This window comes from Haloarcula amylovorans, assembly GCF_004681185.1.
Taxonomy (GTDB): domain Archaea; phylum Halobacteriota; class Halobacteria; order Halobacteriales; family Haloarculaceae; genus Haloarcula; species Haloarcula amylovorans.
The window spans coordinates 133,712-154,128 of sequence record NZ_SRIF01000008.1 but is presented as its reverse complement, the minus strand read 5'-3'; the positions used below and the strand labels follow the sequence as shown (position 1 = coordinate 154,128).

Annotated in this window: 21 protein-coding genes and 1 tRNA gene; 10 read left to right on the top strand and 12 right to left on the bottom strand. The window is 64.6% G+C overall.

The genetic code is table 11. From position 1 onward, the window contains the following. Window positions 1–24: 24 nt before the first annotated feature. Entirely contained in the window at window positions 25–1,380 is a 1,356-nt protein-coding gene (glnA, locus tag E4S61_RS20690; RefSeq protein ID WP_135305828.1) for a type I glutamate--ammonia ligase, read from the bottom strand. Between the two features lie 126 nt (window positions 1,381–1,506). Between glnA and lrp the strand changes: the two genes are divergently transcribed. The 3 genes from lrp to E4S61_RS20675 all read left to right on the top strand — a co-directional run bounded on the left by lrp (window position 1,507) and on the right by E4S61_RS20675 (window position 4,162). Then, on the top strand, window positions 1,507–1,971 hold the full coding sequence (gene lrp, locus E4S61_RS20685) for an HTH-type transcriptional regulator Lrp (RefSeq protein ID WP_135305827.1): 465 nt from the start codon (window positions 1,507–1,509) through the stop codon (window positions 1,969–1,971). Window positions 1,972–2,049: 78 nt separating this feature from the next. Continuing rightward, complete coding sequence (locus E4S61_RS20680) at window positions 2,050–2,649, top strand: TetR/AcrR family transcriptional regulator (protein ID WP_135305826.1); 600 nt, start codon at window positions 2,050–2,052, stop codon at window positions 2,647–2,649. Between the two features lie 25 nt (window positions 2,650–2,674). Continuing rightward, window positions 2,675–4,162 (top strand): MATE family efflux transporter, encoded by a 1,488-nt coding sequence (locus tag E4S61_RS20675; RefSeq protein ID WP_135305825.1) that lies wholly within the window; start codon window positions 2,675–2,677, stop codon window positions 4,160–4,162. Window positions 4,163–4,195: 33 nt separating this feature from the next. Here the strand turns inward: E4S61_RS20675 and E4S61_RS20670 are convergent, their stop codons facing one another. Further along, on the bottom strand, window positions 4,196–5,170 hold the full coding sequence (locus E4S61_RS20670) for a DUF5784 family protein (protein ID WP_135305824.1): 975 nt from the start codon (window positions 5,168–5,170) through the stop codon (window positions 4,196–4,198). Window positions 5,171–5,327: 157 nt separating this feature from the next. Here E4S61_RS20670 and E4S61_RS25670 point away from each other — a divergent pair, with 157 nt between their 5' ends. Further along, window positions 5,328–5,504: a DUF5786 family protein gene (locus E4S61_RS25670; protein ID WP_220580278.1), complete on the top strand. Its 177-nt coding sequence runs from the start codon at window positions 5,328–5,330 to the stop codon at window positions 5,502–5,504. Here the strand turns inward: E4S61_RS25670 and E4S61_RS20665 are convergent. The 3 genes from E4S61_RS20665 to E4S61_RS20655 all read right to left on the bottom strand — a co-directional run bounded on the left by E4S61_RS20665 (window position 5,491) and on the right by E4S61_RS20655 (window position 8,085). Continuing rightward, entirely contained in the window at window positions 5,491–6,225 is a 735-nt protein-coding gene (locus tag E4S61_RS20665) for a DUF7530 family protein (protein WP_135305823.1), read from the bottom strand. The genes E4S61_RS25670 and E4S61_RS20665 overlap by 14 nt on opposite strands. After that, window positions 6,222–7,157: an NAD(P)H-binding protein gene (locus tag E4S61_RS20660; RefSeq protein ID WP_135305822.1), complete on the bottom strand. Its 936-nt coding sequence runs from the start codon at window positions 7,155–7,157 to the stop codon at window positions 6,222–6,224. Before E4S61_RS20660 ends, E4S61_RS20665 begins: the two co-directional genes overlap by 4 nt. Window positions 7,158–7,224: 67 nt before the next feature. Then, complete coding sequence (locus E4S61_RS20655) at window positions 7,225–8,085, bottom strand: YkgJ family cysteine cluster protein (protein WP_135305821.1); 861 nt, start codon at window positions 8,083–8,085, stop codon at window positions 7,225–7,227. Window positions 8,086–8,148: 63 nt separating this feature from the next. On the opposite strand from E4S61_RS20655, the gene E4S61_RS20650 reads away from it, so the two are divergent. Beyond that, on the top strand, window positions 8,149–8,367 hold the full coding sequence (locus E4S61_RS20650; RefSeq protein WP_135305820.1) for a DUF7561 family protein: 219 nt from the start codon (window positions 8,149–8,151) through the stop codon (window positions 8,365–8,367). Between the two features lie 13 nt (window positions 8,368–8,380). Here E4S61_RS20650 and E4S61_RS20645 read toward each other — a convergent pair whose 3' ends face one another. The 3 genes from E4S61_RS20645 to E4S61_RS20635 form a co-directional block, all read right to left on the bottom strand. Continuing rightward, complete coding sequence (locus tag E4S61_RS20645; protein WP_135305819.1) at window positions 8,381–8,800, bottom strand: hypothetical protein; 420 nt, start codon at window positions 8,798–8,800, stop codon at window positions 8,381–8,383. 8 nt (window positions 8,801–8,808) lie between these two features. After that, a complete protein-coding gene (locus tag E4S61_RS20640; protein ID WP_135305818.1) occupies window positions 8,809–9,177 on the bottom strand; it encodes an amphi-Trp domain-containing protein in 369 nt (122 codons plus the stop codon). Between the two features lie 219 nt (window positions 9,178–9,396). After that, complete coding sequence (locus tag E4S61_RS20635; RefSeq protein WP_135305817.1) at window positions 9,397–9,591, bottom strand: cold-shock protein; 195 nt, start codon at window positions 9,589–9,591, stop codon at window positions 9,397–9,399. 156 nt (window positions 9,592–9,747) lie between these two features. Between E4S61_RS20635 and E4S61_RS20630 the strand changes: the two genes are divergently transcribed. After that, a complete protein-coding gene (locus E4S61_RS20630) occupies window positions 9,748–11,484 on the top strand; it encodes an ATP-dependent DNA helicase (protein ID WP_135305816.1) in 1,737 nt (578 codons plus the stop codon). A 204-nt stretch (window positions 11,485–11,688) separates the two neighbouring features. Here the strand turns inward: E4S61_RS20630 and E4S61_RS20625 are convergent, their stop codons facing one another. Next, window positions 11,689–12,990, bottom strand: coding sequence for a ferritin-like domain-containing protein (locus E4S61_RS20625; RefSeq protein ID WP_135305815.1), 1,302 nt, complete (start codon window positions 12,988–12,990; stop codon window positions 11,689–11,691). A gap of 203 nt (window positions 12,991–13,193) precedes the next feature. Here E4S61_RS20625 and E4S61_RS20620 point away from each other — a divergent pair, with 203 nt between their 5' ends. Then, a complete protein-coding gene (locus tag E4S61_RS20620; protein WP_135305814.1) occupies window positions 13,194–13,637 on the top strand; it encodes an acyl-CoA thioesterase in 444 nt (147 codons plus the stop codon). Between the two features lie 28 nt (window positions 13,638–13,665). Here the strand turns inward: E4S61_RS20620 and E4S61_RS20615 are convergent, their stop codons facing one another. From E4S61_RS20615 to E4S61_RS20605, 3 genes are all read right to left on the bottom strand, one after another. Next, window positions 13,666–14,400: a hypothetical protein gene (locus E4S61_RS20615; RefSeq protein ID WP_135305813.1), complete on the bottom strand. Its 735-nt coding sequence runs from the start codon at window positions 14,398–14,400 to the stop codon at window positions 13,666–13,668. 163 nt (window positions 14,401–14,563) lie between these two features. After that, window positions 14,564–14,635, bottom strand: a tRNA-Thr gene (locus E4S61_RS20610). Window positions 14,636–14,702: 67 nt separating this feature from the next. Then, a complete protein-coding gene (locus E4S61_RS20605) occupies window positions 14,703–15,353 on the bottom strand; it encodes a DUF7114 family protein (protein WP_135305812.1) in 651 nt (216 codons plus the stop codon). 60 nt (window positions 15,354–15,413) lie between these two features. Between E4S61_RS20605 and E4S61_RS20600 the strand changes: the two genes are divergently transcribed. The 3 genes from E4S61_RS20600 to E4S61_RS20590 all read left to right on the top strand — a co-directional run bounded on the left by E4S61_RS20600 (window position 15,414) and on the right by E4S61_RS20590 (window position 20,139). Next, window positions 15,414–16,094 (top strand): enoyl-CoA hydratase/isomerase family protein, encoded by a 681-nt coding sequence (locus E4S61_RS20600; protein WP_135305811.1) that lies wholly within the window; start codon window positions 15,414–15,416, stop codon window positions 16,092–16,094. Between the two features lie 101 nt (window positions 16,095–16,195). Beyond that, a complete protein-coding gene (locus E4S61_RS20595; RefSeq protein WP_135305810.1) occupies window positions 16,196–18,118 on the top strand; it encodes a PAS domain S-box protein in 1,923 nt (640 codons plus the stop codon). A 47-nt stretch (window positions 18,119–18,165) separates the two neighbouring features. After that, window positions 18,166–20,139, top strand: a complete 1,974-nt coding sequence (locus E4S61_RS20590) for a DUF460 domain-containing protein (RefSeq protein WP_135305809.1) — start codon at window positions 18,166–18,168, stop codon at window positions 20,137–20,139. The last annotated feature ends 278 nt before the right edge of the window (window positions 20,140–20,417 follow it).

Genomic DNA, 20,417 nt, shown 5'->3' with positions numbered 1-20,417 from the left:
AAAGAGAGAACGAGTCGCGGCCGCTTAGAACTTCTCGAGGTACTGGTCGAGTTCCCAGTCGGAGACGTCGACGAGGTACTCCTGGAACTCCTGGCGCTTGGCTTCGACGAAGTTCTCGTAGACGTGTTCGCCCAGCGCGTCCTGGACGGTCTCGTCCGCTTCGAGCGCGTCGATGGCTTCGCCGAGGTTGCTCGGGAGCGTCTGAATACCGTACTCTTCGCGCTTTTCCTCGTCGAACTCGTAGATGTTCTCGCGGACGGGGTCCTCGCAGTCGAGGTCCTGTTCGATACCGTCCAAGCCGGCGTGAATCATCGCTGCGAACATGAGGTAGGGATTACAGGACGGGTCCGGCGAGCGCAGTTCGACGCGCGAGGCGGCCGGCGTACGGGCGGCCGGCTTGCGGATGAGCGCGGAGCGGTTGCGGTCGGACCAGGCAACGTAGACGGGGGCCTCGTAGCCCGGGACCAGGCGCTTGTAGGAGTTGACCGTCGGGTTGGCGACCGCGGTGATGGCAGGAGCGTGTTTGAGGATACCGGCGGTGAAGCTCTTTGCCGTCTCGCTCAGGTTGAACTCGTCGTCGTCGTCGTGGAAGGCGTTCTCGCCGTCCTCGGTGAACAGCGACATGTGGGTGTGCATCCCCGACCCGTTGATGCGGGCGATGGGTTTCGGCATGAACGTCGCGTGCAGGTCGTGTTCGGCCGCGATGGCGCGGACGACCGAGCGGAAGGTGGCGACGTTGTCGGCCGTCGACAGGGCGTCGTCGTACGTGAAGTTGATCTCGTGTTGGCCCTGTGCGACCTCGTGGTGGGAAGCCTCGATGTCGAAGTCCATCGCTTCGAGGCCGTAGATGATGTCTCGGCGGACGTCGCTCGCGAGGTCCTTCGGCGCGAGGTCGAAGTAGCCGCCGGCGTCGTTGGTCTTCGTCGTGGCGTGGCCGTCTTCGTCTTCCTCGAAGAGGAAGAACTCCGGTTCGGGTGCGGCGTTGACGGTGTAGCCCATCTCATCGGCGCGGTCGATGGCGCGCTTGAGGACGCCACGCGGGTCGCCGGAGAACGGTTTGCCGGTCGAGGTGTCGAAGACGTCACAGATGAGGCGAGCGCTGGAGCCGCCTTCGACGTTCTCGCGCCACGGGAGGACGGAGAACGTCTTGGGATCGGGTTCGAGGCGCATGTCCGACTCCTGGATACGGACGAAACCGTCGATGGACGAGCCGTCGAAGTAGATACCTTCGCTGAAGGCTTTCTCTGCCTGGTCTGACGTGATGGAGACGTTCTTGACCGTCCCGAGGATGTCCGTAAACTGGAGCCGGAGGAAGTCGACGTTCTTCTCTTCGATCTCGTCAAGTACGTCCTGCGCCTCGTCTGAGAGTTCGCTTGTCATCTTTGAACACCGAGTAGGAGTGGTGCTACTACTAAAACCCTGCCGTTTTGCGCAAAGATTCCGTAACCTTCGGGCGCAGTTGGACATTCGTAAAATTCTAATCCCCCGAGGTACTGTGTGGGTGTAATGACGTACGAAAATCTCGACCGTGAGTTGGTGAATGCCCTCTTGGGGGACGGCCGCGCGAGCCTGCGAAGCCTCGGTGAAGACTTAGATGTCTCCGTAACGACCGTCTCGAATCACCTCTCGGACCTAGAGGACGACGGGATAATCAACGGCTACACACCGAAGGTGGACTACGGCGCGCTGGGGTACGACGTGACGGCCATCATCCAGCTGAAAGTCGAGGGATCCTCGCTCCCGGACGTAACGGAGAGCCTCAAGAACCACAAGCAGATGGTCTCCGTCTACGAGGTCACCGGCGACTACGACATCATCGCCATCGGGAAGTTCTCCGATACGGACGGGATGAACGCCCAGATCAAGGAGCTGCTGACCGATCCCGAGATCAAGGAGTCGAACACGTCGGTCGTGTTGAACACGGCGAGCGAGAACGAGCAGTTCGACCTCGACCTCGATCTCGACGAGTAAGCCGCACTCTCCGGTTCGTTCGCCCGTGAGCCCGCGAGACCGACGAGTACTTGACTGGCTGGTCAGCTAGATTCGGTAATGAGCGACGGCGACACCGGCGAGGAGATTATGGGAGCGACGTATCGCGCTCTCTGTGCTCACGGGTACGCCGACCTGACGATGCAGGACATCGCGGACGAATCGGGAAAGAGCAAGGCGGCCCTGCACTATCACTACGACAGCAAACACGACCTACTGTGTGCATTTTTGGAGTATCTCTACGACGGCTTCGTCGAGCGCACGTCGGGTGTCTCCGGCGAGAACGCCTACGAGCGGCTGGTCGCCTTCATCGATGCGGTGCTCGACAAACCAGACGACGACAGCGAGCAGTTCGGGACGGCCATCCTCGAAATCCGCGCACAGGCCCCCTACGAACCGAGATTCCGCGAGCGCCTGACGGAGTTCGACGACTACCTCGCCGAGGAACTGTCGGCCATCCTCGAAGCAGGCATCGAGGACGGTACCTTCGACCCGGAGATGGATTCAGCGGACACCGCCCGCTTTCTCGTGACGGTACTGACCGGTGCGGCCACCGAGCGTGTCACGTCGGGCCGCTCCGTCGAGTGCACCCGGCGGATGCTCACCGAGTACGTCGAGACGCACCTCCTCACTGACCGCGCGCGGGAGGCCGAGACATGACTGAGCGAACACGGGGGACCGAGTCGTGACGGCCCGCGATGGAATCCGGGGCCTCGCCGAACGCGTCGGGGCGCTGTTCAAGGGCCAAGAGGAGTTAGACCTCACGAGCGGTCCCATCGGGAAGCCCTTGCTCTATCTCTCCTTTCCGATCGTCGTGACGAACCTGCTGCAGGTCGCGTACAACCTCGCCGATACGTTCTGGCTGGGGCAGTACAGCACGACGGCACTGGCGGCCATCTCCTTTGCGTTCCCGATGATCTTCTTGCTCATCTCGCTGGGGATGGGCCTGTCGGTGGCGGGAAGCGTCCTCGTCGCCCAACACACCGGGGCCGACGAGCCTGAAAAGGCGGAGTACGCCGCCTCACAGACGCTCACCTTCGCGGTCACGGCGTCGCTGTTGCTCGGTGCCGTCGGCTACTTCTTCGTCGAGGACTTCCTCTCGCTGCTGGGTGCCTCACAGCAGATACTCCCCGGCGCGACGGGCTATCTACAGGTCGTCTCACTGGGGCTCACGACGATGTTCGGTTTCTTCGTGTTCATCTCGCTGATGCGGGGGTCCGGCGACACCATCACGCCGATGCTCGTGATGTTCGGTACCGTTCTCCTCAACATCGCCTTGGACCCGTTTCTCATCTTCGGGTGGGGACCGTTTCCCGAACTGGGCGTCGTCGGCGCGGCCGTCGCCACCATCTTCTCGCGCGGGCTGGCCTTCGCTGTCGGCGTCGCCATCATGCTACGCGGGAACCGTGGAATCCGTGTCCGACCGGGCGACATGGTGCCGGACTTCGAGTACCTCGGGAAACTGTTGCGGCTGGGCGTTCCGGCCTCCATCGAGGGGACCGGGCGAGCGCTGTCGGTCAACGCGATGCTCTTTATCGTCGGGACGTTCTCGGTCACCGTCGTCGCGGCTTTCGGCGTCGGCATCCGCGTGTTCTCGCTGGTGTTCATGCCCGCTATCGCGATGGACCGCGGCGTCGAGACGATGACCGGGCAGAACCTCGGTGCGGAGCGTCCGGACCGCGCCGCGAAGGCCAACCACTTCGCGGCGAAGTTCTCCTTCGTAATCCTCACCGCGCTGGGTGCGATCACCATCTTCGCCGCGCCGGCGGTCGTCGACGTGTTTAGCGACGACCCCGCCGTGGTCGAGATCGGCGCAGAGTTCCTCCAGTGGGTCGCGCCCACGTTCGGCTTTATCGGGATTATCCGAGCGTACTCGGGCGGGTTCCGCGGAGCGGGCAAGACGCTCACGTCGGCGGCGCTGGCCGTGTTGATGCTCGGCGTCATCCGCCTGCCGATCGCCTGGGTCGCTTCCCGGCCGGTCGCGGTGCCAGCGTGGCTCGGCGAGGCGGTCGTCGACCTCTTCACGGCGTCGCTCGCCGAAGAAGGTATCTGGCTCTCTTTCGGCGTCTCGAACGTGCTTGCGGCCGGTATCGCGCTGGCGTGGTTCCTGCGGGGGACGTGGCGCGAAGCCGACCCCCGAACGGACACCGAACCGGCCGTTGCTGACGACTGACTGCCCAGTGGCGGTGTCGCTGCTATCGGATTTCTAAAACGGGAGCGGGAACGGCACCGATCCGTGTGCGTATCCTTCGACGGTGCCGTCCGGTCGATACCGAAACACGACGAGCGGTTCGTAGCCGACGCCGGGCCGTTCGCCGAGAACCCGTCGCCACTCGTCGTCGTGGAAGGAAGAGCAGTCGACCACCAGCACCGCACCCGGGTGGGCGGCCAGTTGGTCGCGAGTCTTGGCGTCGCCGGAGGCCTTCAGCGCGCCGATGGCGGTGTTGGCCTGCCGGCGGGCCGGTGGTCGGGGGCGCGTGACTTCGACGAGGGTGTCGTCGACGCGGAAGTCCACGGAGTGGCCCGAGCCGAGTTCGACTTCGGGTTCGATGTCGTTGCCGGCGTCGACAAGCAGTTTCGCGGTGTTGAACTCACCCATCGTCGCCTGCATCCGCGAGAGGTCGAACCCGTCGCTGGTGCCGAGCTTGCTCGCCATCGTGTAGCGGTGGTCGTCGAAGACGCCGGTCGAGAGGAAGTCGTCGTAGAAGCTGAGTCCGGCCTCGCGGTCGGCGTCGGGGAACCCGCCGGCGTGGTCCCGGAAGAAGGTCCGCGTGGAGTCGCGGCCGTCCTTCGAGAGAAAGACTGGAAGGAAAAAATGCGAGAGGTCGTCGTACTCGGTGAGCCACGGGTCCTCGACCTCCAACTGGGCCAGCAGTTCGCGCTGACCCCACTCCGAAATGATGTCGGGTGACTCCTCGAAGGTGTACTTCTCTGTGCGCCAGAGCGTTTCGGGCGTCTGGGTGTTGCCCAGCCAGTAGGCCTCGTTGCCGTTCCAGCAGAACAGCGCGAGGTCGCCGTTGTCCATCTCCAGTCGTCTGGCGGCCCACCCCTCGGGCGGCGCGAACCAGGGACCGTTCAGTTCGGCACCGAAGGTGTCGTCGAGCGGAGAGAGGAGGTCGCGCTGGACGCGGTCCTCGCTCCAGCGGTCGGTCGAGTAACGAAATCGAAGTGGGCCTGCCACGTCGTTCCCTAGTCGGTCAGTGAACTTGTGCGTTCCGCTCGCCCCTCATACTCGGACTGAAACGCCGGTATGGTGTGGGTAGAAGCGCTGTAATGGCACTTTTATCGTGACCGTTACATTGATACGTACTAACATACAACTTTAGGTGTGGTAAGCTATGTCTATGGGAGCGTATGACGACGACGAACACGAACGCCGTGAGCGCAAGAACACTGAGGTTGATACGTCCGACGACGACGACCGGACAGCGTATCACGGGACCGTGTCCTACGGTGACGACGACGAATCTACCGAAGAGCTACTCGACCAGTTCAAACAGATCAACTCCGAGTAGCGTCGGGTTCTCGCGACCGAACCTGTAGCAGCGTCACAGAGACGGCTGTCACGACTGTCACCGCCGCGACGTGAGCGAGTAGCGACGCTAACAGGACTGGTTGGTCCAGTACGAACGGGACCAAGACGAGTTGCAGGACGCCGAAGCCCCACGTCTCGAGGTCGGCACGCTGGAACACTCTCGCCGTCTCGTGGTCGAAGCGAAAGCGTAGCGACCGCCAGAGTCCGGTGATACTGGCCCACCACCCGGTGCCGATGCGGTAACAGACGTCCCAGAGGATGAGCAACGTCAGGTACACCACCAGAACGGGCGGTTCCGGGCCGAACAGCGTCGTGACGAGCGGTGTCTCAGCCACCTGTGGGTCGAAGACGAACAGGTGGGTCAACATGGCGATGTAGGCCAGCACCGACAGCACCACCTCCATGTTCGAGGAAAAGAGGAGAGCACTGTACGTTGGCGGCACGTCGATACGGCGGATGAGCGTGCTGATACGCAGCAGTTCGATGCTGCCGATAGTGGCGACGAAGATGACTGCCGTCGCGGCGATGGCGGCGTTCCAGACGTCGTAGTACCACGCCATGGCGACGACGGCCACCTCGAAGACGACCAGTTGAATGGCGAGCGCCGCCCACGTGGGTATGTCGATGCCCGGGAGCGCCTTGACGATACTCTCGTACACCCACGTCTCGCCGTACTCTGGAGGGGGGTTCTCGCTGCTCACGGGCGGTCACCACCGGCGACGACCGCTCGCCGCCTGCCGTCCGGTCGCGTCCCGTCGAGCGCTCGCTCGACGGCCGTCTCGAAGGGGGTCAGCGATACCGGAATCGTCCGCTGGAGGCTATCGTCGGTGGCGACGACGGGCGTGTTCAGGCCGTGGATGAGCGGTCGGGCGACGTTCGAGGGGACGTCGGTCACCAGCCCAATACTCCACGCCGAGAGGCGCGGACTCAGTATCGGAATCGGGACGACGCGCGGCTCGACGCCGCGTATCACCTTCCCGGTACGTCGGAGTATCTCCGCGTAGGTCAACACTTCCGGGCCACCGATGTCGTAGGTCTCGCCCGCCGTCGTCGGTTCGTCGAGGACGCCGACGAGGTACGCGACGACGTCCGCGATGGCGATGGGATGACAGTCAGTCCCCACCCAGCGCGGCGTGAACATTACCGGGAGGCGCTCGGCCAGTTCGCGGACGAGTCGGAAACTGGCGCTTCCGGTCCCGATGACGATGGCCGCCCGAAGCGTCGTCAGGTCGTAGCTCCCCTCACCAAGCAGATGCTCCACCTCACGGCGTGAGCGCAGGTGCGCCGAGCGGAGTTCGTCGTCCTCGCCGAGGCCGCTCAGATAGACGACACGGTCGAGACCGGCGGCGTCGGCGGCGTTCCGGAAGTTCGTCGCGGCCCGGCGGTCACGTTCGACGTAGTCCGGACCGGCCCGCATCGAGTGGACGAGGTAGTACGCCGCGTCCACCCCGTCGAAAGCGGCCTCGAAACTGCCCGGCTCCAAGAGGTCGCCGTGCATCACTTCGACGCCCTCGGGCGCGTCGTACGCCGCCGGCTCCCTGACAAGGGCGCGAACGTCGTGGCCGGCGGCGCGGAGTGCGGGGACGAGATGACTCCCCACGAACCCCGTCGCGCCGGTCACCAGCACGTGCATGTCCAACGCACGGGGCGGCAACGGGTTAAAATGCACTCCCGACCGGCCGACAGTCTCCGCCCGGTACCTACCACCCCGGCGTGGGCGGCGCGCCGTCGTCGTCCTCGATCTCCTCGGCGACGGCGGGGTCGGGAGCCGCTTCCCCGAGTCCGTCGGCGACCTCGGCCCACCGGTCGATGGCCCGGCCCGCCCACGAATCGGCGGTCAGGACCGTTTCGAGCGTCTGCTCGTATCGCTCGTCGTTGATAGCGAGCGTCCCGGGACTAGACGCGGCGGCGACGGCGACGAACTCGGCCCGGTCTTCGGTCGTCAGCGCGTCGTCGCGGAACCGACCGACCGCGCCCGCGACGCGATCTGGCTCGGGGTGAGCGAACACCCGTTCGCCCACGGCGGCGGGACCGAACAGCGGCGTCACGTCCGGCGGCGCGTCGTCGAGCAGTCGCTGGCCGCCGTAGACCGACTCGACGCGCTCACACTCCGTCTCGGTGTCCAGCGCGAGGTTCTCGCCGGGGTAGGTGGCACACGCCTCGGGATACAGGTCATCTCCGTGGATGCGACACTGCAGCGTCGTCGGGTCCAAGAAGACGCAGGTCCGGAGCCACGTCGGCGGCGTTTCGAACGGCTCGACGGCCTTCGGCGGCTTTCGCAACCCGACGAAGAAGACGGGGCGGCCGTCGATGGCCGCCACGTCGACGCCGTCGAGCGTAACGCTCCGCTCGTCGTCGTCGGCCCGCCACAGGCGCGGTCGGAGCGCGTCGCCGTAGCCCGCCTCGACGAATCCCCGAACCTCCTCGCGGGCGAGCGGAACGAGATTGTAGGTGTCGTCAAGCGGTTCGAACGGGCCGCGTCGCTCGTGGTCGATGGCCGCGTCGGTGAGGGGTCGCCAGTCGATACAGCAACCCGCACAACCCTCGCAGTCGACCTCCATACTGCCAGTTGGTACCACAGCGCAAAAAGAAACGTCCTTACGCCTGCCGGTGGTAGTCACGGTATGGCATCCCAGCCCTGCGACGGCTGTGGACGGAGCGTCTCGATAGCTGGCGGCATCGCCAACATCTGGACACAAGAGGCCCGGCCCACCGAGGGGATCGTACTAGAACTCGGTGATGGGACCGAACACTTCCTGTGTTACGCCTGTATCGACCGCCTACCCGACGACCGCGAGGTCACCGCGGCGGACGTGGCGGCGCTCCCAGAGGAGTCGCCGTAGTTGCCGTTATGGCCTACGCCCCGGGGACGCCCATCGCCTCGGGCGTGACGAAGCCAACCTGCGCGAGAGCGAAGAGGATAAGGACGGCCACTAGCCACGCGATGAGGCCGATACCCGCTGCCGTTGCCCAGCCGCCGGGGTACTGCCAGTTGATGACGGCCACCCACGCGAGCAACATCAGTATCGGCCCGAGTAGCGGAATCCAACCGAGGAAGAACCCGACGAGCGTGTAGACTAACGCACCGATGAGCGCCGTCACGGTGGCCCGTCGGAAGCCCGTATCGCGGTCGATGAATATCTGTGCACCGAGATTTATCGCCGCCGCGCCGACGAGCAGGCTCACGAGGAAGACGAGGACGGCGCTGGCGATGGCTTCCGGTCCGCCAGTCGACTGCAAGACGGCCCCCTCGGCGACGCTTGCAAGTGCAGGCATCGATGCGCTCACCGCCCGGTCTCCGAGTCGCGCTCTGTGCTCGACTCGCCTTCGATCGTCGGTTCGGAGCCGGATCGCTGGCCGTCGTCCGCATCGCGCTCCGTCGCCGCCTCGGCGTCGGACTCGGCAGTGTCCTTCGTGGGGTTCCACTTGAAGGTGAGCGCCAACTGCTCAGTGTCCTTCCGGATTCGCCGCGACCGTTCGGTCACCGCCGCCTCCGCATCGATCGAATCCGGCGGCGACAGCTGGACGTCCTTGTTGCCGATCGGAACTCGAACTCGCCCGCTGCTCGAGTCCAGTTCGTCGGCGAGTCCTCGCAGGAACTCGGCGGTTTCCGCCCGGGTCCACTCCGCGCTGTGTGCGGTCGTTTCGGCCATAGACTACCCGTCCTAGGGATTCTGGACGGAAGAGGAGACGGGCTGAATACACAACTCTCGAGTTCGATTCCAGTGCGTCACCGTCGAAACCTACCGGTAAGCGGGGACTCACTTCGAGCGAGTGGCCACACGATGCGGGCCAGTGCCGTCGCTCTCCGGTAGTGTAGTGTGACAAGAAAGGGGTAGATGTAGTCGCCGCGTGGCGACCGAAAATCTGCCTTACTGCCGAACGACGTTCGTCGCGCGGGGGCCCTTGTCAGCCTGTTCGATGTCGAATTCGATCTCCTCGCCCTCTTCTAAGTCCGGGCCGCCGACGTCTTCCATGTGGAAGAAAACGTCCTCGTCCGCGTCGTCAGTCGAGATGAAACCGTAGCCGCCAGTGTCGTTGAAGAAGTCAACCTTACCGTTTGCCATTGCAATCAATCGTACAGGCGGGGGAGGGATAAGAGTTCTGAGAGTCACGGTACCACGAACGCGTGTGTGTGCACACGACGCACGGTGTCGTTCCGAGACAGTCGCACTTTCGGCCGACAGGAAAGGTTTACGCCCGCCGGCGCGTTGCCTTCGCCCGTGTACCCGGCGCGGATTCACGACGGATTTCCCGCCCCGAGCTATCGGGGGAACCAGAAGGCGGCGCTCTCGGACATTCGCGCGGCGTTCGAGGGTGGCAACGACGTCGTCCTGGTGCGTGCCCCGACCGGGAGCGGCAAGTCCCTGCTGGCTCGCGCCATCGCGGGCTGTGCCCGCACCGCGGGCGAGGCCGCGCCCGAACAGGTCATTGACGCCTACTACACGACGCCCCAAGTTTCGCAACTTGACGACGTGGCCGAGGACGCCCTCTTAGAGGACCTCTGTGTTATCCGCGGGAAGAACAACTACGACTGCATCCTCCCCGGCGAAACGGATACGCCGGTCAATCAGGCCCCGTGCGTGCGCGAACGGGAGTTCGACTGTCAGGTCAAACATCGGTGTCCGTACTTCTCGGACCGCGCCATCGCCTCGAACCGCCGCATCGCCGCGATGACGCTGGCCTACTTCATGCAGACCGCCGGTAGCGACGTGTTCGGGAAACGCGACGTGGTCGTCATCGACGAGGCCCACGGCCTGGGCGAGTGGGCAGAGATGTACGCCACCATCGACCTCTCGTCGGAGACCATCCCGATGTGGAACGACCTCGACATCCCCGATATCGAGGGCCTCGACGACGCGCTGGGTCTCGCCGAACGCATCGAGTCGCTCGCCGAGCGCCGCGTGAAGGAACTACGTGGCAACGCCGAACTCGGTCCCGAGGAGGTCGCCGAACGCGACTCGCTGAACACCCTGCGAAGCGACCTCTCGTGGTTCCAAGAGGATTACCGCGACCCCGAGAGCGCGACGACGTGGGTGGTCGACCAGACCGACGGCGAGGGCGCACCGGTGACCATCAAGCCGATGAACCCCGAGCGCTACCTCAATCACACCGTCTGGGAGCGGGGCAACAAGTTCGCCCTGCTGTCGGCGACCATCCTCAACAAGGACGCCTTCTGTGCCAACGTCGGGCTGGACTCCGACAACGTCGCCCTGGTGGAGGTGGGCCACACCTTCCCCGTCGAGAACCGCCCGCTGTACGACGTGACACAGGGGAAGATGACCTACGAGCACCGCGACGATACACTCCCCGACGTGGCCCGCTCCATCGTCCGTATCATGGTCCGCCACCCCGACGAGAAGGGCCTGATCCACTGTCACTCCTACGCGATTCAAGAGCGATTGGAGGAACTACTGGACGACTTCGGCGTCGGCGTCCGCGTTCGCACGCACGACAAAGAAGGCCGAGACGGCGCGCTCGCCGCGTGGAAACGGAGCAAGAACCCCGACGTGTTCCTCTCGGTGAAGATGGAGGAGGCCCTCGATTTGGAGGGGGACCTCTGTCGCTGGCAGGTGCTCTGTAAGGCCCCCTATCCCAACACCCGGGATTCGCGCGTCGCCCGCCGCCTCGAAGACGACCAGTGGGGCTGGTACTACCGGACGGCGCTTCGGACGGTGATTCAGGGTTGCGGTCGCGTCGTGCGCGCGCCCGACGACTACGGCGCGACGTACCTGGCGGACTCCTCGCTACTGGACCTCTTCGAACGCGCCCGCCACGACATGCCCGACTGGTTCCGGGAACAGGTCGACCGGACGAGCGATCCCGATCTCCCGCCGTTCGCGCCCGACCGCGCGCTCGCGGGTATCTCCGCCGGGGCGAAGCGCCGTCACGACCGCTCGCGCTCCCGGTCTGGTGGCGGGTCGTCGAGCGACCACCCGCTCTCGGACGTGTGGGACTAGAAGATGGTGAACGCGAGCGCGTAGACGACCGACGACCCCACCATCAGGACGGCGAGGATGACCGCTAGTATCTGCTGTCTATCCATGTCCCGTCTTTCTCGGTCGGCCAATTAGGCGTTACGACGCTCAATCGAGCGGACTCCACGTCAGGACGACGAGGTTGACCGATGCCGAGAGTCCGAACTGGTCCGTCGGAGTACCCGTTTACTCCTCGACAATGAACTGGCCGGCGATCTCTTTGACTTCCGACATGGACTTCGGCTCGTCGACGGCCTTCGGGAACGGTGACGTCGCGTTCAGTTCGTTGAGGAAGGCAGCGTGGCGGGCCTCGACGCTGTGGATACCGAGCGCCGCGGTGAACACGTCGTCGTTCGACACCGTATCGACAGCGCCCTTGTAGGCGGCGACGCCAGTATTTTCGAGGGCCTTGGCGACGCCGAGGAACTCGCTGGGCGTCTCGTAGCCGAAGTCGTAGTTCGCCTCTTGGACCGGCGTTCCGCCGAGTTTCTGGACGGTATCGCTGATCGCGGAGACGTGTGCGGCCTCGTGGGCACCGACGGTTTCGAGGTGGTCGGGCACTAGCATCTTGATCTCGTCGCCGAACTCCGAGAGCGCTTCCGCGTGCATCAGTTCGTCGTCGCTGAACGTCTCTAAGCCCTCGCGGTAGAAGGCGTTCTCTAGGTGTTCGAGCGTGAGCGCGTAGTTCAGGACGTTCACGTCGCTCGTGTCGTCCGCTTCTTTCCGCTGCGGTGCGGGCCGGTCGTCTTCGAGTTCGTAGACACTCGCATCCACCTCCGAGGTGACGAACTGGCCGGCGATTTCGAGGACTTCGCTCATCGATTTGGCCTCGTCGACGGCCTTCGGGAACGGCGAGGAGTCGTTGACGAGGTTCAGGAACGACGCGTGCCGGGCCTCGACGCTGTGGATGCCCGCGGCCGCACCGAGGACTTCGTTGTTCACGACCATCGGTGCTGCGCCCGCGTAGGCGGCGACGCCGGTGTTTTCGAGGGCCTTGGCGACGGCGAGGAACTCGCTGGGGGTCTCGTAGCCGAAGTCGTACTCACCCTCTTCGACCGGCGTCCCGCCGAGTTTCTCGACAGTCGCGCTGAGTGTCTTCACGTGGGCGGCCTCGTGGTCACCGACGGTCTGGAGGTAGCCCGGAACTTCCTGACAGACCTGGCCGTCGAACTGCGAGAGTACGTCCGCGCCGCTCAGTTCGTCGTCGCTGAACGTCTCTAGGCCCTCGCGGTAGAAGGCGTTCTCTAAGTGTTCGAGCGTGAGCGCGTAGTTGAGTATCGGGACGTCCGGTGCGGCATCGTCCTCGTCGGTGGCCGTTTCGGTTCCCATCTCGGTGCCCGTCTCGGTCTCCATCGACTCCGTCTGGGTGGCGGCCGCGGGATCGCCGCCGTCGCTCGCACACCCGGCGATAGCGATGGAGCCGAGCGTGGCAGTGGTTCCGAGGAATGCGCGTCGCGTACGGTCAGTGGTGTCGTCGTTCGGACTCATATCGACGGGCAAACAAACCCGACTCCTCCTAAAGGGAATTTTCCGAGTTCCGACGGCATTCCGGCGGAACTCTCACCCAAATTCCGCCCCATTTGGTACGGTCGGATACTTCGAAAGTTGCGATTGAAAATGGGGGGAAATATATTGGCGCGTGTTTGGACGTAGTATCAACCGTTATCCGCGGCGGTGGCATACCGCCGACCATGCCTGCTATCGCCGACACGCACATCGTCAACCGCGAGCGCGTCCAGCCGACCCACGCGAACAACTACGAGAGCGCCCACGGAGGTATTGTGATGAAGTGGATGGACGAGATCGGCGCGATGTCGGCGATGCGCGCCGCCGAGGAGTCCTGTGTCACCGCCCAGATGTCCCGCGTGGACTTCGAACGGCCGATTCCAATCGGCGACAATGCCCGCGTCGAGGCGTTCGCCTACGCCACCGGCCGCACGAGCGTCCGCGTCCGAATCGAAGTCGCCGCCGAGAACCCCCGAACCGGCGAGACGGAGGAGACCACCAGCGCCTACGCTACCTTCGTCGCCGTCGAGGACGGAAAGCCGGTGCCGGTCCCCGACCTGACCGTGAAAGGCGAGAAGTGCAAGGAGCTGCGCGACCGAGCGCTCGCCGAGGAGCCAGAGCGGGAGTGAACGGGGCCGAAACCGCCGATATCACCGATTAGACGCCGGCCTGCAGACGCTCGTTTAGTCCCGTAGTCGCTTCCGCCGCCGCGTGTAACCGCGATACTTCGTCGAAACTGACGAACTCTACTCGGTCACGAATCGGTTCGAACCCCGATTGGGAGAGGCGCTTTTCGAACTGCGCTTTCCGCGTTTCGGCCGCGGCGATGACGAACGACGCGTGGTAGTCCCGGAGGTCCAAGAACTTGTGCAGCGAGTTCTGGAAATCCGTCGAGAACTCGACTTCGATGAGCGTAGCAGGCATCCGCCGTTCGTTGAACCAGACCGTATCGACCGTCCTGGCCCGCTGGACCAGTTCGTCGTAACCGAACTCCGGTAGCGACGCTAAACTGCTGACCTCGCCCAGCGTTCGGTCCAGAAAGGGACGGTTCTTGTCCTGAGCAGGTACCCACGTCTCCGCTCGCCGGGCGTTGCCGACCTCGGTGAGCAATCCCTGAAAGTACCAGTGGTCGTATCGCGTTTGCTCCTCGGTCCCGGATTCTTGATAAACGCTTTCCGGTAACTCGTCGCGGCAGTCGACCAGTGCCCAGAGCCCGGGCCGAATCTTGAAGAACTCCTCGCGAGTCTGGACGATTCGGCGGATGCTGGCGTTCGGTGTCTTCGTTCCCCACTCGCTGCCATCGACGTGCGGAGCCCGCTGGTACAGCGTTTTCAGTGTCGCATACCCTCCGTTTTCCTGCAACACCTGTTCGACTGCTTCGTACTGGTACATCCCGACATGCACTCCACAGTCTCGGATCATAAAGCCAGTTACCGACTCAGAACCCGTTGTGCGGTGAACACCTTGCCCGGGATTTGAACCCCGAGCTCGCTACACACGTCGCAACGGGACGCGGCGCGACGAGACGCGCCGCTCGCAGTTTGCTTCCGAGAAGAGCCTAGGCCGGAATTTGAATCCGGGGTCTCGTCCTTACCAAGGACGCGCTTTACCGCTAAGCTACCCAGGCACGCACTCAGTTGTTGCCGGCAGTTGTCTTTATTCGTTTCGATTCGGGGGCGGCGTGGCGATGGTTGTCAGTGGTCGGCGGCGGCCTCGGCGTCGCCCGGCGGTTGGTCGGGATGGAGACGGGTCGTCAGCGCGTCGACTACGTCGTCACCGACGAGACGAGCGCTCGTCGGCAGGCCGCCGTCGGCCAGCGCGGCGGCGTACTCCCGGAGCGAGGCCGTCGGTGCGGAACCGCCAGCGGCGACGCCAGTGACGGCGGCGAGTTCGCAGATATCGGCCTCCAGATTGGCGTCGAGCGACTCGCCGGTGGTCTGCTGGACGGTCTGGTCGTGGCCGAAGGCGCGGACGACCTCGACGGCGGCCTCGGCGGCCTCGGTTCGAGCGAGGAGGTAGAACCCACGGGAGACGAGGATATCGGCGATGAGGATGTCGAGGTCGGCGGCGTCGCGGTCGCCGACGGCCCACGGGTCGTCGTGGGCGAGCTGGCGGGTGAGCCGAAGTCCCTCGTAGATCAACTGGACGCCGGCGGCGTGGTCGGCGTGGCCGTCGACGGGGTCGGCCGCGCGTTCGCGGGCGGCGCTAACGCTGACGAGTGTCAACACCCCGGGGGCGAGCGAGGCATCGTCGAGGCGCGTCGCGATGCGTTCGCGGAGACGTTCAGGTTCGACGTCTTCGACCGCCGCCAACGACGCTTGGCGGACCGCCGCCACTTCCTCCATTGGTGTGACGTTGCGGTGGGAAGGGCAAAGACCTTTGGAAACACCGACATCACACAGTTCATGGTCCGGACGACGGCTGATGGGGGCGTTCGCGTGCTGACCTTCGACCGTCCGGAGCGGCGCAATGCACTCGACCGGGAGGCGCTCGCCGATCTGGAAACGGCGGTGACGAACGCGACGGAACCGGTCGTCTACCTCCGCGGTGCTGGCGAGGCGTTCTGTGCCGGCGCTGACCTCGACGTGGTTCGCAGTCTCGATGGCGACGCCGCCGCCGCCGACTTCGCCGCGCTGGGACAGCGAGTGGCGACGACCATCGAACGCTACGACGGCGCGGTCGTCGCCGGCATCGACGGGGCGGCCCGCGGCGGCGGCGTCGAACTGGCGTTGGCCTGTGACCTCCGCGTGGCGACGCCCGAGGCGACGTTCGCCGAGACGGGCGTGAAACTGGGGCTGTTCGGCGCGTGGGGCGGCACCGCTCGCCTTCCTCGCGTCGTCGGTGAGGGAGAAGCACTGGACCTCGCGCTGTCGGGGCGGACTATCGCCGCCGAGGCCGCACTGCGGATGGGCCTCGTCTCCCGTATCGTCGAGGACCCGCGGCGCGTCGCCGACGAACTGGCTGCCGTCGATACCCGCGCGCTTCGGGCGCTGAAAGACCGGATGCGCGACGAGGCCGACCAGCAGACCAAAGAGACGCGCGAACGGACCGCGTTCGCACGGTTGGTCGAACGGGCGGAGTGGTGAGCGGACGGGCCGTCTCTCCTGCCTCTAGAGCGTGGCGCGACCGGGGCTACGTTCTCTGCCGCAGAGAAAGATTTACCACCGGTCAGAGGGCGAATACGTATATGGCTTCGCCGTCCGAGACGGAGGTGGGGAGAGAGGGGCACATCCGTCGACAGGAAGTCGTCGCCGAGATCGGCCAGTTGGCACTCGAAACTGACGACCTCGACCGACTACTGCAGGACGTAGCGGACGCCGTCGCAGAGACGCTGAATGCCGAGTACAGCGCCGTCTTTGAGTTACAACCGACCGACGACGAACTCCGTCTCTGGGACGGTGCTGGCTGGTCGACCGACTGCATCGGGACGGCGACGACCCCGACTCGGCCGGAGTTACAGGCGGGAGAAACGCTTCGAACGGGCAACCCGGTCCTCGTCGAGGACTGCCGGCGCGACGACCGATTCGCTACTACCGAATTACTCGAGGAACGCTGTATCAAGAGCGGAATCACGGCCATCGTCGGGGCGGTCGAAGAGCCGTGGGGGGTACTGGGCGTTTACTCGACGACGGCGGGACACTTTGCGGATCCGGACATCAGTTTCGTTCAGAACGTCAGCAACGTCCTCACCTCCACTGTCGAGAACCGGCGAACGAGACGGCGTCTCGAAGCCGAGAAGCTACTCAAGTCCCAGATCATCGAGACCAGTCCGGTCGGCATCGTCATCGTCGGCTCCGACGGAACGATCAAGTTCACAAACGACCGTGCGGTGGAGATTTACGGTCGAAGTCGGGACGAACTCGAATTGTTCTCTCACGACGACTTGCGGTGGGATCTCGTCGATACAAACGGGCACCCGATGCCGGCCGAAGAACTACCGTTTAACAAGGTTATGGAGTTCGGGGAGCCGATTTTCGACATGGAGATTGGCCTGCGTAAACCCGACGGTCAACGCGTCTGGGTGTCGGTCAACGGGTCGCCGCTAGCAGCCGACGAAGACGTCGGTAGCGCCGTCTTCACGTTCACCGATATCACCGACCGACTCCGACTCGAAGGCGAGTTCGAAGAGATACTGGCTCGCATCACCGACGCGTTCTACGCGCTCGACGAGGAGTTCCGGTTCACCCACGTCAATGCCCGCGCCGAGGAACTCCTCCAGCACTCCGAGGAGGAACTCGTCGGCGAGAGCCTCTGGGACGTCTTTCCGTCGGCCGCCGAGATCGACGAGGTTTGGGACGCCTTCCACACCGCGCGGGACGAACAGAAACCGACGAGCTACGAACTCTATTACGATACACTCGAATTCTGGGTCGAAGCGAATCTCTACCCCTCCGAATCCGGGATCTCGGTGTACTTCCGCGATATCTCCGACCGGATCAAACGCGAGCGCAAACTCGAAGAGACCATCGAGGAACTGGAACAGTCCAACGAGCAACTGGAGAGCTTCGCGAGCATGCTCGCCCACGAGATTCGCAACCCCGTCGCCATCGGCCACATCTACAGCCAGCAGCTGTCCACCGAGGAGAACCCGCAGGCGGTCGAGTACGTCAAAGAGGCCTTCGACCGCATCGAGGAGATGGTCGACATCATGCTCTTGTTGACCCGAGGCGACGGCGCTACCGGTGAACGGGAGCCTGTCTCGCTCGCGGACGTGGCACGGGACGCGTGGACGGACATCGATTCTCGTGACGCGACGCTCGCAGTAGCCGTAGACGACCAGATTCCAGCCGACGAGACGTATATCCGGCATCTGTTCCGGAACCTCTTCGAGAATGCGGTCACGCATGGCGGAGACGGCGTTTCCGTCCGCATCGAGCGGTTGCCGGACGGGTTCTACGTGGCGGACGATGGCGTCGGTGTCCCCGAGGCTGACCGAGAGCGAGTCTTCGAGGAGGGGTACACGACGACGGGCGACGGTCGGGGGACGGGACTGGGACTCGCCTTCGTCTGTGAGGTGGCCGACGTCTACGGCTGGGAATGCCAGCTGGCCGAGAGCGAGGCCGGCGGGGCGCAGGTCGAGTTCCACGAGGTCGATTTCCTCGGGGAATAAGAACAGGCCGGGACGGATTTATCATCACTCGCCCACTATAGCACGGCGTGAACCGCACGGCAGCGCTCGACGCCGTCGTCTTCGGGGTCGACATCCAGAGCGGGGACGTCCGTGGGGATGCGCCCTCGTACGCGCTCGTGGTCTACGACGGTGAAAGCATCCAGCGGGACGTGGTGTCGCGGCGAAAGCTTCGGCGGCGGATCGACGATGAGGAACCGGCCATCGTCGCCACGGACAACATGTACGAACTGGCCGCCGACAAAGACCAGCTGGTCCACTTTCTCGGAACACTCCCGAACGAGACGATGCTGGTGCAGGTGACCGGCGACGAGCGGCCGGAACCACTCTCGCGGGTCGCGAAGCGACACGGCGTCCCCTACGGGAAGAAGCCCATGAAGGAAGCGGAGGCCGCCGCCCGGCTCGCCGCCGCGAACGTCGGACAGGAGGTGTCGGCGTTCACCGACACCACCGAAATCAAGGTTTCGCGCGGCCGCTCGACGGGGAAAGGTGGATGGTCCGAAGACCGCTACACGCGACGCATCCACGGGGCGGTGAAGAAACAGGCCCGCGAAGTCGAGTCAGAACTCGACGCAGCGGGGCTGGAGTACGAACGCGACGTCACCGAGAAGTACGGCGGGTTCTCGAACGCCGTCTTCCGCGTCGAGGGACGACCACAGGATATCCCGGTCTCCACGCATCGGTCGGGCGACACCCGCGTCGAGATGGAACGAGTCCGTCGGGACGGCATCGAGTTCCGGCCGCTGGCGAAACGGCGGGACCACGTCGTCGTCGGCGTCGACCCCGGGACGACGACGGCGGTCGCTATCGTCGGCTTAGACGGCGAAGTGCTCGACGTCTCCTCCTCGCGGACGAACGACCGCGCCGATGTCATCGAGTGGATAATCGAACGCGGCCGGCCGGTCGTTCTCGCTGCCGACGTGACGCCGATGCCCGAGACGGTCGAGAAGTTCCGCCGGTCGTTCGACGCCGCCGGGTGGGAGCCCGAACGCGACCTGCCGGTCGACGAGAAGAAACACCGGACCCGCGAGGAGCGGTACGAGAATGACCACGAACGGGACGCGATGGCGGCCGCGCTGTACGCCTTCGACCACCACGAGAGTCAGTTCGACCGCGTCGCGGAGAAGGTGCCGCCACAACACGAGGTCGGTCACGTCGTCGACCGCGTCGTCGCCGGCGAGGAGTCCGTCGAGGCGGTCCTCAGAGACCTCGAAGGCGAGGACGAGAGCGAGGAGGCGGCCACCAGCCACCAACCTCGGGAACTCACCGAGGACGAAAAGGAGATACAGCGACTGGAGGCTCGCATCGACCGCCTCGAAGGCCACGTCGAGGACCTCAAAGCGACCATCCAGCAGAAAGACGACCAGCTCGACGAGAAGGACAAACAGCTTGAGAAGGCCAGACAGGAGGGCCGCCGCGAGGTCCGGAAAGATCGCGAAGTCACCAGATTAGAGCGGCGAAACGACGCGCTGGAACGCAAGGTCGAGGAAGAACAGGAACGGCGTGAGGAACTGGCTGCCAAGCTCGAACGCTTGAAGTCCCTCTGGAAACTCGACCACTCGAACTTCGCCGATGTCTCGGAGAAACAGGAGGGGTTGGTCCCGGTGAAAGTCGTCGAGCAGTTCACGCGGGACGCCATCGACGACGCCGACGAACGGTTCGGCCTCGTCGAGAACGACGTGCTGCTGTTCCGTGACGCCTCGGGTGCAGGCCGGTCGACAGCGCAGCGACTCGCTGACATCGGTCCCCGCGTCGTCCTGCGAAACGGTAACCTCTCGGACGCTGCTGACGAAGTGCTATTTGACCACGACATCCCGGTGGCTCCCGCCGACATGGTCACGGTCCAGGAAGTGGACGAACTCGCCATCGCCCGCGAACAGGAGGTGGAGACGGCCATCGAAGACTGGGAGGAGCGGGCCGAGGATCGCGAGAAAGAACGGAATACGGCGATGGTCGACCAAATCATCAGCGAGCATCGGGCGGGGTCCGTAGGGGAGGAGTAGCGTGGTTCGGAGCGAACGAAGTGAGCGAGAACCACGTAATGCGAGCGGCGGAGCCGCGAGCAGTAGCGAGGAACCAAACGCCGTTCAGTTCCTCGAAGCGAAACGGCGAGCGAAGTGAGCCGTAGAGCAGTAGCGAGAGGCGCGACCAGAGAGGGACCAACGGTCCCTCAGACAGTCGGGCGGCGGAGCCGCCCACAACGCAGGGTGCAGCCCTCGGATACCGGCGCGGTGAGCGATAGCGAGGCCGCGTCAGCGGCCTCGGCGAGTCGAGCGGGCGA